This window comes from Cohnella sp. 56 (assembly GCF_037963805.1).
GTDB lineage: Bacteria > Bacillota > Bacilli > Paenibacillales > Paenibacillaceae > Cohnella.
This window is the reverse complement of the sequence record NZ_JAZDQE010000029.1, coordinates 1-14808: the sequence shown is the minus strand read 5'-3', so window position 1 is coordinate 14808 and position 14808 is coordinate 1. Positions and strand designations below refer to the sequence as shown.

General features: G+C 56.4%; 14 protein-coding genes. 6 read left to right on the top strand and 8 right to left on the bottom strand.

The annotated features are described in order from the left end of the window. Positions 1-3 precede the first annotated feature (3 nt). From VQ071_RS28625 to VQ071_RS28610, 4 genes are all read right to left on the bottom strand, one after another. Entirely contained in the window at positions 4-1821 is a 1818-nt protein-coding gene (locus VQ071_RS28625; protein ID WP_340518290.1) for a family 43 glycosylhydrolase, read from the bottom strand. Between the two features lie 95 nt (positions 1822-1916). Then, positions 1917-3371 carry a family 43 glycosylhydrolase gene (locus VQ071_RS28620; protein ID WP_340518288.1) on the bottom strand — a complete coding sequence of 485 codons (1455 nt, stop codon included), beginning with the start codon at positions 3369-3371 and terminating at the stop codon, positions 1917-1919. Between the two features lie 306 nt (positions 3372-3677). Next, on the bottom strand, positions 3678-4640 hold the full coding sequence (locus tag VQ071_RS28615) for a metal ABC transporter substrate-binding protein (protein ID WP_340518287.1): 963 nt from the start codon (positions 4638-4640) through the stop codon (positions 3678-3680). A gap of 35 nt (positions 4641-4675) precedes the next feature. Next, a complete protein-coding gene (locus tag VQ071_RS28610) occupies positions 4676-4987 on the bottom strand; it encodes a hypothetical protein (protein ID WP_340518285.1) in 312 nt (103 codons plus the stop codon). A gap of 179 nt (positions 4988-5166) precedes the next feature. On the opposite strand from VQ071_RS28610, the gene VQ071_RS28605 reads away from it, so the two are divergent. The 3 genes from VQ071_RS28605 to VQ071_RS28595 all read left to right on the top strand — a co-directional run bounded on the left by VQ071_RS28605 (position 5167) and on the right by VQ071_RS28595 (position 7550). Next, positions 5167-6237, top strand: coding sequence for a permease (locus VQ071_RS28605; protein WP_340518283.1), 1071 nt, complete (start codon positions 5167-5169; stop codon positions 6235-6237). 17 nt (positions 6238-6254) lie between these two features. Then, positions 6255-7319, top strand: a complete 1065-nt coding sequence (locus VQ071_RS28600; protein ID WP_340518281.1) for a TIGR03943 family putative permease subunit — start codon at positions 6255-6257, stop codon at positions 7317-7319. 78 nt (positions 7320-7397) lie between these two features. Then, positions 7398-7550 (top strand): hypothetical protein, encoded by a 153-nt coding sequence (locus VQ071_RS28595; protein ID WP_340518278.1) that lies wholly within the window; start codon positions 7398-7400, stop codon positions 7548-7550. 134 nt (positions 7551-7684) lie between these two features. On the opposite strand, the gene VQ071_RS28590 is transcribed toward VQ071_RS28595, so the two are convergent. The 3 genes from VQ071_RS28590 to VQ071_RS28580 form a co-directional block, all read right to left on the bottom strand. After that, the gene (locus VQ071_RS28590) at positions 7685-7831 is read right to left on the bottom strand and encodes a hypothetical protein (RefSeq protein WP_340518276.1); all 147 of its coding nucleotides are present in this window, start codon (positions 7829-7831) and stop codon (positions 7685-7687) included. A 61-nt stretch (positions 7832-7892) separates the two neighbouring features. Then, entirely contained in the window at positions 7893-8834 is a 942-nt protein-coding gene (locus tag VQ071_RS28585; RefSeq protein WP_340518274.1) for a glycosyl hydrolase, read from the bottom strand. Between the two features lie 12 nt (positions 8835-8846). Next, a complete protein-coding gene (locus VQ071_RS28580; RefSeq protein WP_340518273.1) occupies positions 8847-9218 on the bottom strand; it encodes a MerR family transcriptional regulator in 372 nt (123 codons plus the stop codon). Between the two features lie 99 nt (positions 9219-9317). On the opposite strand from VQ071_RS28580, the gene VQ071_RS28575 reads away from it, so the two are divergent. Continuing rightward, positions 9318-10289 (top strand): aldo/keto reductase family protein, encoded by a 972-nt coding sequence (locus VQ071_RS28575; RefSeq protein WP_340518271.1) that lies wholly within the window; start codon positions 9318-9320, stop codon positions 10287-10289. A 125-nt stretch (positions 10290-10414) separates the two neighbouring features. Here VQ071_RS28575 and VQ071_RS28570 read toward each other — a convergent pair whose 3' ends face one another. Beyond that, positions 10415-12301: a hypothetical protein gene (locus tag VQ071_RS28570; protein WP_340518268.1), complete on the bottom strand. Its 1887-nt coding sequence runs from the start codon at positions 12299-12301 to the stop codon at positions 10415-10417. A gap of 336 nt (positions 12302-12637) precedes the next feature. On the opposite strand from VQ071_RS28570, the gene VQ071_RS28565 reads away from it, so the two are divergent. Together VQ071_RS28565 and VQ071_RS28560 are read left to right on the top strand one after the other, a co-directional pair. After that, on the top strand, positions 12638-13636 hold the full coding sequence (locus VQ071_RS28565; protein ID WP_340518352.1) for a ketoacyl-ACP synthase III: 999 nt from the start codon (positions 12638-12640) through the stop codon (positions 13634-13636). Positions 13637-13833: 197 nt separating this feature from the next. After that, entirely contained in the window at positions 13834-14553 is a 720-nt protein-coding gene (locus tag VQ071_RS28560; RefSeq protein WP_445293353.1) for a glycosyltransferase, read from the top strand. Positions 14554-14808 lie beyond the last annotated feature (255 nt).

The window sequence follows — 14808 nt, the reverse complement described above, 5'->3', positions numbered from 1 at the left end:
CATCTATAGCCGCACGCGCTGCATCAGACCGTCGTCCCCGAAGGCCAGCGGGGCGATGCAGACTTCCCGATGATAGCCCTTCCCCTCCGCGAATCGCGACAGGGGCGTGACGAACCGGTGATACGCGATATAATAATCGTCGGTGCCAGGCTCCTGCATAATCGAATGATGCGCGGTGCCGAGCATGTCCTTTTCCTTGTTTTTGGCCAGCAGGACATCGCGGTACTGCACAGGTCCGTACAGCTGCGCGGAAGTGCCGTACTTGACATGATAATCCTCGCTGTTCGTGTCGTCGCAGGACCATGTGAAGTGATACAGGCCGCCGCGCTTGAGCACCGTGATCGCTTCCCTGAAGTCGAGCGCGCCTTCGATATTGCGCATCGTATCCCGGGCGATGCTGACCATATCTTCGCCGAGCTGCACGATGGCGGCGTGGCCGTTGCCGAACAGCAGGTACGGCGTGCCGTCCTCTTCGACGTAGACGGACGGATCGATCGTCTGTCCCATCTGTATGCCGAGCTTCGCCATCAGCTCCATCGTCAGCAGCGGCTCGGGCTCGGCGCGGAACGGCCCGACCGGCGAATCCGCGACCGCGACGCCGATCGCGCTCTTGCCGTTTTCCGCTTTGCCGCAGAAGTAATAGTAGTACCTTCCGGCTCTGCTGCCGATGGCCGGCGCCCAGGCGCTGCCGATCGACCAGGGCACGTCCGCCGTCGCCAGATCCAGGATGACGCCCTCGTCCCGCCACAGCCGCATGTCGGCCGAGGAAAACACATGAAATTGCGTGCCCGACCAGCCGGTAAAGCCGTCCGTCGTCGGATATAAATAGTAGCGGTCTCCGAACTTGACGAGGTCCGGATCGGCATACTGGCCCGGCAATGCCTGCTGGCCGTCGCCGAACGCCGCGATCAGGCGCGCGCATTCGTCCGCGGTGATCGGCAGGATGCCGCCGTGGCGCTTTTTGTTTTTGCCCATATCGAAGGCCTCGTCGGGCAGCACACGAAAATCGGCGCTTGCGAGATCGTCGGTCACGAGCGGCAGATAGCCTTTGCCTTCCGCATACCGGTCGACGATAAGGCACCAGGCTTCGCGGTCGTTGAACTTGAAAATCTGGGGGCCTTCGACGCCCGGCTGCGACTCCAATACCGGGGCGCTCACATAGGCGAAGCCTTCGCTCTCCAGCGAGGCGCTCCGCTCGACCCGTATCCGCTTCGTCGCTTCATCCTTGGAAAAGCGGTAATATTGCCCGTCGTGCGCGATGATCGTCGTATCGATAATATCGTTGTCCCGCTCGATATACTTTTCGGAAAGGCCGAAGCTGCGAAAATCAGGGGTGCGGGCGCTATAAATTTTATGCTTCGCTGCCGCTGCATCCGGCTCCTGCGTCATCGATGCCCAGATCACCAGAAATTCATCGGCGGCTTCGTCGTATATCGCTTCCGGCGCCCAGACGCAGCCGGCCCCCGGAATGCCCAGCGTGACGGTCCACGGCGCGGACCAGTTCACCAGATCGGCGGATTCCCATACGACGATGTCGCGGCTGCCGGCGTTCACCGCTGCCGTCCAGCCTTTGCCGCCGGCGATCCGGAGATCCGTAGCCATCAGATAAAACTTGTTCTCCTTGGGCGAACGCACCAGAAACGGATCGCGCACGCCCTGCTCCCCGATGCCGGAACGCAGCACCGGCAAACCTGCGTTCAGATCCTTCCAATGCAGGCCGTCCTCGCTGTAGGAGAAATAAACCTGCTCTCCTTCCGCGTCTTCGCCTGTGAAATGTACAAAAAGATAGCCCGCATACGCAGCGTTCGGTGTAGTCAACACGATGCCCTCCATATCAATTCCATCATCGACAAGCTGGTAAAACGAAATGTTCCCAGCTTCAATTCCTTATTGCCGGACGAACGTGTGCGAGTCGATTACGTGCCGTAAACCTTCACTTCCCATAGCTGCGGGGTATACCAGTTGCCCGGATTGTTCCACAGGTCGGCGTCGACCATATTGATGCGCACATATCTGGCCGAAGCCGACAGCGTGTCCGACGTAAATCCGTAAGTCGTATTATTGGTCCGATCCAGCGCAACCGTCCAGTTGACGTTGTCCGTGCTCGTCTCGATCTTGTATTTGTAGAAGCCTTCGGAGCCGTTCACCATATACCACGACAGCTGCACGTTTTTGACCGTCTTCACCGACCCCAGGTCGACCTTCCACCAATGCGGCCAGGTGACGCTCGTGGCCACCCACTTGGTCTGGTAATTGCCGTCGTTCGCATAGCTGGCCGGGGAGCCCGATGCGGCCGATTGCGCCGTCGCAGGCTTGCCCTGCGACAGCAGCGTTCCGTTGGACACGCCCGAGACGGCGCCTGTCGCCGCATCGACGCTGATATTGTCGTAATAATCCATGGAAGCCGTCGTGCCGTTCAGCGTGAGCGGCAGCCAGACATACCGCGAATCGCCCAGCGTACTCGAATTCCAGCGATCGCCTACATAAATGTACGACGTCGCGCTGCTGCCCTGCACGGTCAGAATAAACGCCGGCTGCGAGTAGAATGTCGAGGAATTGCCGATCGGCTGGAGCGCGGACCACGGTCCGTTCAGATTGGTCGCCGTCGAGTACATCGCCTGGTTCGGATACCAGCCGGTCGCCCCGGACGTGATCAGGTAGTATGTCGACCCTTTCTTGACGATCGCCGGCGCCTCGCGATGATCCCCATTGTAGATCATGTTCATCTCGGATGCGATGCCCTGATAGTTGGAGGTCAGCTTGTACAGTCTCAGGTTGTAGTTGTTGTCGGACGACGAGATCAGGTAGGCCTGTCCGTCCGTGTCTTTGAACAGGGTCATATCTCTGGAGGCTTTGCCGTTCGGCTGAAAGCTGCCCTGGTACGTGAACGGTCCCGCGGGAGTGGAGGAGGTGGCGACAGCCACACGTGCGAGCGAATAGTCCGAGCCGTTCTCATAGTGCGCCCACATGACATATTTGCCGGTCGACTCGTTATAAATGACTTTGGGCCGCTCAATCTTGGAGGAAGCCAGCTCCGCCGCGGACGAAGTCGTGAGCGCATAGCTGCGCCATTTCCAGCTTTTCAGATCGGTCGAGGAATAGACCGTGACCGCTTTGAAGTTTGCGCTATTGTGAATTTTGTCTTCCCCATACCAGTAATAGGTCGAGCCGACCTTCAGGATCGAGCCGGCATGCGCCTGGAACGTCGCATTGTTGACATCCTTCCAGGGCGTACCGTTGGCGATCGTCTGCGCTGCCGCGGCCGTCGGCTTCGGCTGAAGCATGCCGAGAGAGAGAATCAAGAGACAAGCCGCCATCCATATGATCCATTTTCTTGCCGCCGATTGCGGGTTTAACGTCTGAGCCGTCACTACACATTCCTCCATGATTTGAATTAGATAAATAGAGCGCTTCCATTTTGTTGCGACTACTTTTATCCATCCAAGTCTTGTCCTGCATTCGCCTCCTTGTCCGAATGATTGATTGCACGAATGAGTGTATTTAAATTCGAGCATCGAGGATAGTGTAATGATAAAGTGAACATGAAATTTATTGCTTTATCGGACTGAATTTTGCTGATATTGTTGAAAAGATAGAGCGGCTTCGAAGCCGACAAGCGATTTCATATCGAAAAGGAGACCTTCTTAGGGGTCTCCTTCGGCTAACGTGCCTCGGCACTATTCGTTCAGCGCCTTTTTCAACGCTTCCAGGTTATTTTTCATAATGCCGATATAGTCGAGATTGTTTTTCCTGTCCTCATCCGTCAAGCCCTCGAGCGGATTCAGCACATCCGTTTTGGCGCCGATCTCGTCGGCTACCGTCTGCGCTACTTTGGGCTCGACCAGCGTTTCGAAGAAAATGGTCTTGACCTGATGCTGCTTGGCGAATTCGGCGATATCGGCCATGCTGGCCGGGGAAGGCTCTTGCTCGGGCGACAAGCCCGCGATCGGCACTTGCGTCAATCCGTATTGCTTGGCAAGATAGCCGAATGCCGCATGCTGGGTGACGAACTCCTTGCGCTTCGTATCCTTCAATCCGGCTTGGTATTGCTCGTCTAATTTCTTCAGCTCGGCGATGTACGCTTCCGCGTTTTTCTTGTAGTCGTCCTTGTGTTCGGGGTCGGCCAGCTCGAATGCAGCCTCGATCGCGGCCACCTCCTGCTGCGCCAATACCGGATTCAGCCATACATGGGGATCGAGCGCATGGTCTTCATGCTCATGCTCGTGCTCATGCGCTTCTTCGCCTTCCTCCTCTTCCTCCGGCAATCCTTCCATCAGCGTGATGCCTTCGCTCGCCTTCACGACCAGCCGTTTGTCGTTCGCCGCGCTGGACAGCGCGTCTTCCGCCCATCCCTCAACGATGCCGTTGTACACGAAAACGTCCGCTTCCTTCAGCTTCACCATATCCTTGGCGCTCGGCTCCCAATCGTGCGGCTCGACGCCGGGCGGAATGAGCGCAGTAACATTCGCGTGCTCCCCTCCGACCTGTCTGCTGAATTCATACATGGGATAAAAAGTCGTAACGACATTGAGCTTGGCGTCGTCCTGCGCGTCGGATGCCCCGGAGTTTTTGCCGCAGCCCGCCAGCAGCAACGTCAACCCGGCCGATACAAGCAATGTTTTTTTCACTTTTGAATTCATTTTGTGCCTCCAAAGTCGTATAATTGTAATTATTACTACTGTTGTCCAAAAAGATAACCGCCTTCACCACGAGAGGCGATTCGCCATCTCGGTGCCCGGCGGCCGCCATCGCCTTCACCACGAGAGGCGATTCGCCACGTCGGTGCCCGGCGGCCGCCATCGCCTTCACTACGAGAGGCGATTCGCCATCTCGGTGCCCGGCGGCCGCCATCGCCTTCACTACGAGAGGCGATTCGCCATCTCGGTGCCCGGCGGCCGCCATCGCCTTTACTACGAGAGGCGATTCGCCATCTCGATGCCCGGCAGCCGCCATCGCCTTCACTACGAGAGGCGATTCGCATCTCCACTTGCTAATTCGTAATAATTACTCTTAAATAAAGGTAACAGAGACCGCTAGCTCTGTCAATTCTCGTTCTCGCCTCTAATCTAGCAGCTAAAATTTTTATTTTAAGAGAACATTTCTCTTCTCTCTCGCATACGATCTAATAGAATACCAGGCAATACATAGCATAGCGAGGTGAACGGCTTGTCTTCGTTGGTGTACCGATGGACGCTGAATTCGGCTACGATTGGCTGTCTCATATTGCTCTATCTTATTTTCACCGGACAGGGCATCGGCTCTCTGGCCCGGATCACCCATGTCGATCGTTCACAATGGCAAGCGATCAAAACGATATTTGTGAGCATCTTTCTCGAAGCGCTGCCCTTTATGCTGCTCGGCGTGCTTGTATCGGCGCTGCTGAATCTGTTCGTCTCGGAAGCCGCGCTCACCAGATGGCTGCCGCGCAACCCCGTATTGGGCGTCCTGTGCGCTTGTCTATTGGGCATCTTGCTGCCCGTATGCGAGTGCGGCATGATCCCGATCGTGCGCCGGCTGCTCCGCAAAGGCATGCCTGTCTATATCGGAATCGCTTATATACTGGCCGCGCCTATCGTAAATCCCGTAACTTATTTCGCGACTTACGCCGCTTTCCGCACGATGACAGATATGGCTTTGTACCGTACCCTGATGGGCTTTGCGGTAGCGGTAGCCGTGGGCATTACGCTTTATTTGTTCCAGCGTGCCAATCCGATACGAACTTCAGCGCCAGGCCCGGCGACCGGGGTCGTCCCGTCCGGCCATCAGCCCCATCATACGCATACACATGCACACACGCATTCGCACGACGCGTCCGGCGGATCGTCACGACTGCTCTCTCTCGCCACGCACGACGCCGACGAATTTTTTGAGATGGGAAAATTTCTGATGCTCGGCGCCCTTCTGACCGCCCTTATTCAGACGTTCGTCAGCCGGGGCGAGCTGCTGGAGCTGAGCGGGGGCGTGCTCGGATCGCATCTGCTGATGATGGGCTTCGCGTATTTGATCTCGCTCTGCTCGACTTCCGACGCCTTTGTCGCCGCCTCCTTTACAGGTTTGTTTCCCAAAGGCGCGCTGTTGGCATTTCTGGTCTACGGACCGATGATCGATTTTAAAAATACGCTGATGCTGCTGTCCGTGTTCAAATCCCGTTTTGTCGTTCGTCTTATCGTGCTGGTCACATTGTTCGTGCTCGTTTTCTCGTGGCTTGCCGGTTATTGGACAAGCCGTCATGGATGAAGGGAGATTCGATTCATATGCCCCATTCGACCGACTACCGCCTGATTGCCCATTCTCTCGTTCGCGCAGTCATACTGGCCGGCATCGCTTTTTACATCGTTCATCTGCACAATATCGGACATCTGCAGCTGTATATCGCACCCCGTATGGCTATCTACACGAAGCTGGCGGCAGCCGGGCTCTACCTGATCGCCGCGTCCCTCTTCTACCAGGCGCTGCGCGAATGGAATGGCCAGCATGCTCACGAATGCGACGAACAGTGCAGCCATGCGCCGGCCGGACCATGGCATCGTCACCTTGCCGTCTATAGTATGTTCGTCATCCCGCTGGCCGTCTTTTTCCTGTCGCCGGACACGACGATCGGGAGCGCGATGGCCTCCCAGAAGGGCATCAACCTGAACAGCGCATCCGCATTGAAATCAAAAGCAGGAGCAGCGGACGCTCCAGCAGTCCAGAACACAGTCCTAGCGCCGACTGCATCGCCGGATGCTTCCGGAAAAGCGGCGGCATCCGAGCCGAACCGCGAGATCCCGGGCCAGAACCCGGCTTCCGACAATTCCGCCGCGACCGCCGATTCCGCCACCGACTCCGCAAAGTCCGCCGCTTCTTCCGATTCTGCCGACTCCGAGCTCGACAAGCTTTTTCCGCACGATTCGTTGATGGAGCCCTATGCGAAGTACGCCTTCAAGCTGTACCGTCAGCCCGTCATTGAAGTGAAGGAAAAAAGCTATATCGAGACGCTGACCACCCTGGATTTCTTCCTCGACCGGTTCATCGGCCGCAAGATCTCGCTCTCGGGCTTCGTCTATCGGGATAAAACGATCGGCGACGGCCGCTTCGTACTCGGACGATTCGCCGTCCAGTGCTGCACGGCGGATGCGCTCCCCTACGGCATCATCGTCGAGTATGTGGACGAAAAGCTGTATAAAAACGACGATTGGATGACGATTACCGGCACGCTCGAAAAAACGGTATATGCGGCCACCGGAGCGGAAGTCATGCTGCTGAAGGCGGACAAATCCGTCAAGATCAAACCCGCAAAAGATCCGTACGTATACCCCGACTTCGACTTCGGGATCTAGGCCGGCCGCGCTCCGTATATTCGGCATGCGGATTCGGGAAGCTAAAGGGGCTGTACATCATATTCGGGGGTGCGACAGATGCCGAACAACAAGCAAAACGGAACGACCCGCAAAGGCGCCAACGTGAACGCGAACAAATTCCCGTCCACGAGCCAAAGCGACACGGAATTCGCTTCCGAGCAAAATCCGGGCACCGGCTCCGTCACCAAGCTGCCGAGCCGCAAAGGCTAAATCCGGGTGGAGGGAGGACGGTATCCGACCGTCCCCGTTATCCCGCTCATGCAATCGGCAAAAAGGCGAATCCGCGCATGTTCGCGGATTCGCCTTCTGCCTGTGATTCCACGCTTGCTCCTGCTTGGCGGCTATTACCTGATCTGGAATCTGGCGACCTCCGTCGTATAGAACGGCACGATCATCGCGGCGACGAACAGCGCCATGATGATTTTTTTGCCCCGGAAGATACTGATACAAATCGGGAACAGCACGATCAGCGAGACGAACGCGAGCAGCACGTAAATGAGCGACCGGGGACGCGGCGTCTTAACGGTTCTTCACTTCGCTCTTATATCGGCTTCATCGTATCGAATCGTCATTCAATCGGAGAGAAAGCGTAAACGGCTCATTCCTGTCGCATACGAGCACACCATCCGCCACGTCTAATCGGGCAACCTGAATGGAAGACCTTTGTCTGGCATGCGAGGACAACTCCGATTGATTCGCTTCCCCGCGCTCAGGATGCGTAAAATAGAAAATATAAGCCTCCTCTCCCTGCTCCACCACATCGGCATGAAAACCGATTGATCCGTCGTCTTCGCGAATACCGGGCTGATCGAGAATGATTCCGTTCCGCTCCCAATGTATGAGATCGTCCGAACGGAACACACCTTGTCCCCGCCATTCGTCCACAATCATCCAATAATATCCTTTAAGCCGGAAAACATTCGGTCCCTCATGCCCTCGATGCGTCAGAACCGGACCTGCGACTCTCCAGTCGTACAAATCGTCGCTGTCGGCCGCATAGGTGAACGAACCGTTATCTTCATCCTTGTACCACATCCGGAAGCGACCGTCCGGCAGCGGATAGACACAGATGTCGATCACCCGGTCGGAACTGAGCGCGAGCGTCGAACGATAAGTCCAGTCCATCAAGTCCGGGCTCGTATAATGAAGAATGCGACGTGCGTGGCCTTCCCAGCGGTCCGGCACCCCCTGGATGTAGCTTACGTACATATGATATTGCCCCTCATGCCAGATGATCTCCGGCGCCCAGAACGTATTGCGTCCCCATTCGATATCCAGCCCCTGCAAAGTCCCCCGATACGTCCAGCTATTTCCGTTGTCATGGGATGAAGCAACGCCGAGATCGGTGCCGTGAACCCATGTGACGCCTGCTCCCTCTGCCGTCGCTCGCCGACATGTATACACCATCCACCATTGCTGCGCCTGCCTGTTCCAGATCACGACAGGGTCCGCCGCGCCGTCAAAAACAGGATCGCGATATAAAGGTCCGTTCATGGCTCCATCTCCTCAAATTATATGAAAGATTCCTATTTCGTTATAGTTTGCAAGCTTGTAATTGATCATTTCCAAACTGCGACTCAGCATGTTCATCTGGCTTAAAATAAAAGCTTTATGCTGTTCAAGCAGTTCCTTGCGTTGCTCGCCGGTCGACGAGCCCGTTAAGCATAATTCCATGAATGCTTTGATTTCCTCCAAGGGCATGCCGGTATTTCTCAAGCAACATACTAACTCCAGCCAGGAAATATCCGTTTCCGAATACTTTCTGATGCCCGACTCCGTTCTTTTTAATAAGGGCATCAACCCTTCCCGATCATAATAGCGAAGAGTGGAAATAGGTAAATTCAATTTCTCTGCAACTTGCTTGATTGAATATTCCATCTAAATCTCCCCCTATATTTTTTCCATCCAGGTGTTGACCTGAAGTTAAGTTTAGCCTTTATTCTGGATGGGATCATTAATCTCGGAGGGATCTATATTATGAAATACAGAAGGCTCGGTAACAGCGGACTTCAAGTAAGCGAAATCGGTCTGGGAAGCTGGTTGACTTACGGTTCGACGACCGCAGAGGAGACGGCGGCCGCCTGCATCTCAAGAGCTTATGAGCTTGGGATCAACTTCTTCGATACGTCCAATTCCTATTCGGGCGCTGAACAGGTACTCGGCAATGCTTTAAAAGCATACAATCGGAGCAGTTATGTGCTGGCGACAAAAGTGTTCTTCCCGCAAGGAAACGGACCGAATGAACGCGGATTGTCCCGCAAGCATATCGTAGAACAGTGCGAAGCCAGTCTGAAACGGTTAGGAGCCGATTACATTGATCTTTATCAATGCCATCGCTTCGACGATAACACGCCGATCGAAGAGACGCTTCGCGCACTTGACGATCTGACCGCTCAAGGAAAAATCCTCTATGCCGGCGTCAGCGAATGGAACGCATCGCAGATTGAAGAAGCAGCAGCTTTAGGCAGAAAATTAAATTTGCGTCCTTTGGTTTCCAATCAGCCCATCTATAATATGTTTGAACGCTATATCGAGAAAGAAAATGTAATCGAGCAATGCCAACTGGACGGTATTGGACTGGTCGTCTTCTCGCCGCTTGCGCAAGGCGTATTGACCGGAAAATATAAGCCTGGCCATACGATACCGCAAGACAGCAGAGCAGCCAATGAAAAGACGAACGGCGTGATTAACAGCTATTTGCGTGAGGATGTGCTCACGTGCACCGCCAAGCTGGAAGCGTTGGCTGCAGAACTTGGATTTACTTTATCGCAGCTTGCTCTGGCATGGGTGCTGCGCCAACCGAACGTGAGCTCGGCCATCATCGGCTCCAGCCGTCCATCGCAGATTGAAGAAAACATAAAGGCTGTCGACCTAAACTTAACGGCAGACGTGCTATCGCGCGTAGAACAAATTTTAAAGCCGGTATCCGGCTTCGCGCCTCTCAGATAAAGAGTTTAGGACAAATGGCTTCCCTTTCGGGTGAAGCCATTTGTATTTGTCTTGGGATGGACTCTGCATGTCCGAGCGCTTTTCTGCACGGCTATCCCGCCGCAAGGCTGGCTATCATACCGCGTTCAGTAGAAGATGGCAGGTATATAAGCGACCGGCTCCTCAATCGGCTTCTCGGCTCCGCTCCGAAGCGAATAAAGCCGTCTGTTCGCCTCGGATAAAGGTTCCGTGACCTCCGTATACGCCCGATTGCACACATCGACAAGGCCGATATTGTAATTCTCGCCGTCGAACCGGCCCAAGAAGGGCTGATCGTTCAATTGAAAATAATGCACGCCCACACAGTTCGGCTGCGCTGCCGCATCTTCAATGTAACGGCGGATGGCCTTGCCGCGGTTCTCCTGGTCCAGCGCGCCGCGAATGCCGGTAGCCGGCAATCCCCGATCGATAGCGCCGAAGTGGAACTCTCCCACCATCACCGGCTTTCCGACATGGCCGTATACCTCTTCTACCGCAGTTCTGCACATATGCTCGTAGCAGTTGATTGAGAAAATATCGAAATACGCGCTGCCGCTGTATAGGTCCGAGCTTGAGATATAAGCGTATCGAATGCCCAGATTTAAGTGATGAGGATCGGCCTGCTTGAGCGCCTGTGCGGGAACCCGGATATATTCGTCGATAAGGATGCGCGAGAATGCCTGCAGATCGGCCAATCCCCTCTCGGCTACCACCGGAAAATCCCCCAGCCCGAACAGATCCTCATAGCTCGACACCGTCGTTCCCCAGCTCAGGTTAAGCGCATCCAAATCGGCATAACGCGCCTTCAGAAATTCGATCAACCGCTTCTTGGAAGCCAGCTGCGCCGGATTTCGAAGCAGCTCGTAGCCCAAATTCAGGCGGTCCACAAAAGCCCAATTCGGCTCATTGGACATAAAATAGCCGATCAGCCACTTCTCGCCCCGGTACTCGTCCAGCTGACGGGCATATACACGGGATTGCGCCTCATATTCCTGCGAAAATACGTCGGGGAAATCCCGGTAAATGGCAGCGGTCGTCGCAGGAAAATGGTTCAGCATCGCCACAAAAGGAATCTTGGCGCGCCGGGAAAATTCGTGATCGCTCCATGCGGCAACGGTATTGATGCCCCACTGGATCAAGCGGTACTTGGTGATCTCGCTCCAAGCTGTATTCCATTCCGCTCCGAAAGCCAGCTTGAGGTTCTCGACCGGATAATCCCGACTTTCCGTACCGCTGTCCAGAGGACCCGGCGAATGAGGGCGGACGCAATCCATTCCGCTGCTAAAAAAGCCGTGTCCGTCGGGCGTGACCAGCCAATGCCGCTCCCCTTCCCGTTCCACCCGAAAATAACCGGTAGCCTCGAACTTGATGTCCGCCGCCCCGTAAAATCCGTCCTCATGATTCGCTAAAAATTGCTGCGCCTCGGCTCTCAATGCCGTTAGACGGCGATTGCTCTCCTCGATACTTCCCGTCTTGCCGATCCATTCCCTCTTGGCATATTGCCCCAAGGGATCGACCAGCGCGTGCAGATTGGCGTCCAACATCGGCTCCGTGTTCGACAGACGAACGTTGCTTACCGTCAGCTCCGTTTGGCTGTGGGAGGCAGGCAAACCTAAGGAAAAGGCCGCCAATCGATCCAGGTTGATTCGATTGCCTTTTACGACTGTTTTCAATATGCCGGGGCGGCGAGGTCCGAACAGCGTCTGTCCGTCCAAATATTGCAGAGGAACACATATCGTAGTCGTCACGCGAGGCAGCACGCCCACGGCGATAAACAAATCGCAGGCTTTATCCTCATGTTCCTCCCAAAAGCTAACATTCAAGCAGATGGCGTAGTCTTCCTTGTTCTCCACATCCGCGAGCAAGTAAGTATACCCTTCCAGCTGCTTGCCGTTAAGGCGATAAAATACCCCCCCGCCTTTTTCGTCAAATCGATACGATGACCCTTCCCGCCTGCATGCCTGCAACCGAGGATGATGAAACAAATAATCCATATACGGTTCCTCCCTCGACCCAAAGTACTTTTCACTACAGTTTGGCGACGATCCTTTTAGCGCTATAAGTTCCAATAATCAACGATGCTTTATTGAGCTTAACGCAGGTTCTGCTGCGCTTACAGTGTACTCTCGGATCGATGTTGACCAATCGAGCTCCGTGAAGGTGAACTATTCTGATGTTTGTGAGCAAATCGTATAAAATGAAGAAAAAGCCTGCACATGTGCGGCTGTACTGACATTACACAAAGATTGACACCCGCTCGAATACAGCTTATGATATCATTACCTAGTATTAGTACCAGATACTATATGGAGGCGATCGACTTGCAGATCATGGATCCGCGCGTACCCGCGCTTCAATCCCGCTCCGCCGTCACCGCGATCGGCAGCTATGTGCCGCAGCGCAGACTGACCAACGAAGAGCTGTCCGCCCTGGTCGATACGAACGACGAATGGATCGTGCGGCGCACGGGCATCCGCGAGCGGCGCATCGCAGCCGACGACGAATACACCAGCGACCTGGCGATCGCCGCCGTCCGCGATCTGCTGCGCCGTTACCCGACGGCGACCGACGATATCGACGGCGTCCTCGTCGCCACTACGACGCCGGACAATCCGTTCCCGTCGGTCGCCTCGCGCGTGCAGGCGGCGTTCGGCTTCAAGGCAGCGCTCGCCTTCGACCTGAACGCCGCCTGCGCGGGCTTCGTCTCCGCGCTCCAGACGGCGAACGGTCTGATTCTGTCCGGCATGTACCGCAAGATTCTCGTCATCGGCGCCGAGACGCTGAGCAAGATTACGGACTATACGGACCGGTCCACCTGCATCCTGTTCGGCGACGGCGCGGGCGCCGTACTCGTGGAGCTTGCGGAGCAAGGCCGCATGCTGGCGTCGCACGCCGTGACGGACGGCGGCGGCGGCATCCACGTCTACGCGTCCGGCCTGTCGCGCGAATGGAACGGGCAGCATCTCGCGGGCGACGGCCGCATCGTGCAGAACGGCCGCGAGGTGTACAAGTGGGCGCTGTCCACTGTGCCGGACGGCGTGCGCAGCCTGCTGAACGACGCCGGCCTCGCGGCGGAGTCGCTCGATTGGCTCGTGCCCCACAGCGCCAATCTGCGCATGATCGAGGCGATCTGCGAGCGGCTCGGACTGCCGTACGAGCGCGCGCTGACGAGCGCGGCCGAGTATGGCAATACGTCCGCGGCCTCGATCCCGCTGGCGCTCGATCTGGCCGTGCGGGACGGCCGGCTCGCGGCGGGACAGACGGTCGCGCTGTACGGGTTCGGCAGCGGACTCACACAGGCCGGCCTGCTGCTGCGCTGGGGCGTCTGACGACGATCGACGCGACTACGACTCTGCATGTCTCGGCTCCCATGGGACCTGCCGCGCCTTCGGCGCTCCGGGCGTATCTGTCCGCTTGCAGCCGGCGCTGACGACTGTGACGCTTGCCCCCTGTCAAGCGTCGTGCCTCCCCTCTCATCTGATACATAGACTGTTATGTACAGATGCGTGGAAGGGAGGGCATGCTCGTGTCGGGCCCCTTGGTGAGTATCATCATTCCTTTTTATAACGACGGCTATGTCAACCAGGCGGTTGCCAGCGCCCTGGCACAGACGTATCCCCATATCGAGGTCATCGTGGTTGACGACGGCTCCACTGCCAATCAGCATCTGCTGGACCCTTACCGGTCCCGGATTCACTACATCGGCAAAGCAAACGGCGGCACGGCAAGCGCGCTGAATTACGGCATTCGGATGGCTACCGGGGAGTACATCGCCTGGCTCAGCTCCGACGATATTTTTTATCCGCACAAGGTGGCCGGACAGCTGGGCCATATGCTGAGCCGCGGCGCGCTCATCAGCAGCACGGACTTCGATCTGATCGGCGCGCACGGCGAGCTGCTGAAGCCGCAGCTGGCCGTCAAGTTCGCGAGCGCTGCCGATTTTCTGCGCGCGCTTCATACCTTTTGCCCGATCAACGGCTGCACGGTCATGATGCACCGGAGCGTCATCGGACGGATCGGCTGGTTCGACGAATCGCTCCGCTATACGCAGGATTACGACTACTGGCTCCGGGTCATTTTGTCCGGCATCGACTTTCACTTCGTGAACTCGCCGCTCACCGCCTACCGCTGGCACGACAAATCGGGCACCTCGCGCTATCTGGACCAGGTCAACGCCGAGTTCGGCATCGTGCACGGCCGGTACGTTCATGGCCTGAACGGCCTGATCGCGCGCATAGGCGGCTGATCGACCTCGGGAGACGCGCCGGCCATTCGTTGGGCTCGTTGGGCCCGTTGGGCTCGTTGGGCCCGTTGGGCTCGTTGGGCCCGTTAGGCTCGTTGGGCTCATTGGGCTCATTGGGCTCATTGGGCTCATTGGGCTCGTTGGGCTCGTTGGGCTCGTTGGGCTCGTTGGGCTCGTTGGGCTCGTTGGGCTCGTTGGGCTCGTTGGGCTCGTTGGGCTCGTTGGGCTCGTTGGGCTCGTTGGGCTCGTTGGGCTCGT

Excerpts from the sequence above, each read along its gene's own strand:
- VQ071_RS28565 (WP_340518352.1), top strand. The coding sequence starts at position 12,638 with ATGGATCCGCGCGTACCCGCGCTTCAATCCCGCTCCGCCGTCACCGCG.
- VQ071_RS28570 (WP_340518268.1), bottom strand. The coding sequence starts at position 12,301 with ATGGATTATTTGTTTCATCATCCTCGGTTGCAGGCATGCAGGCGGGAA.
- VQ071_RS28615 (WP_340518287.1), bottom strand. The coding sequence starts at position 4,640 with ATGAATTCAAAAGTGAAAAAAACATTGCTTGTATCGGCCGGGTTGACG.
- VQ071_RS28575 (WP_340518271.1), top strand. The coding sequence starts at position 9,318 with ATGAAATACAGAAGGCTCGGTAACAGCGGACTTCAAGTAAGCGAAATC.
- VQ071_RS28600 (WP_340518281.1), top strand. The coding sequence starts at position 6,255 with ATGCCCCATTCGACCGACTACCGCCTGATTGCCCATTCTCTCGTTCGC.
- VQ071_RS28585 (WP_340518274.1), bottom strand. The coding sequence starts at position 8,834 with ATGAACGGACCTTTATATCGCGATCCTGTTTTTGACGGCGCGGCGGAC.
- VQ071_RS28595 (WP_340518278.1), top strand. The coding sequence starts at position 7,398 with ATGCCGAACAACAAGCAAAACGGAACGACCCGCAAAGGCGCCAACGTG.
- VQ071_RS28580 (WP_340518273.1), bottom strand. The coding sequence starts at position 9,218 with ATGGAATATTCAATCAAGCAAGTTGCAGAGAAATTGAATTTACCTATT.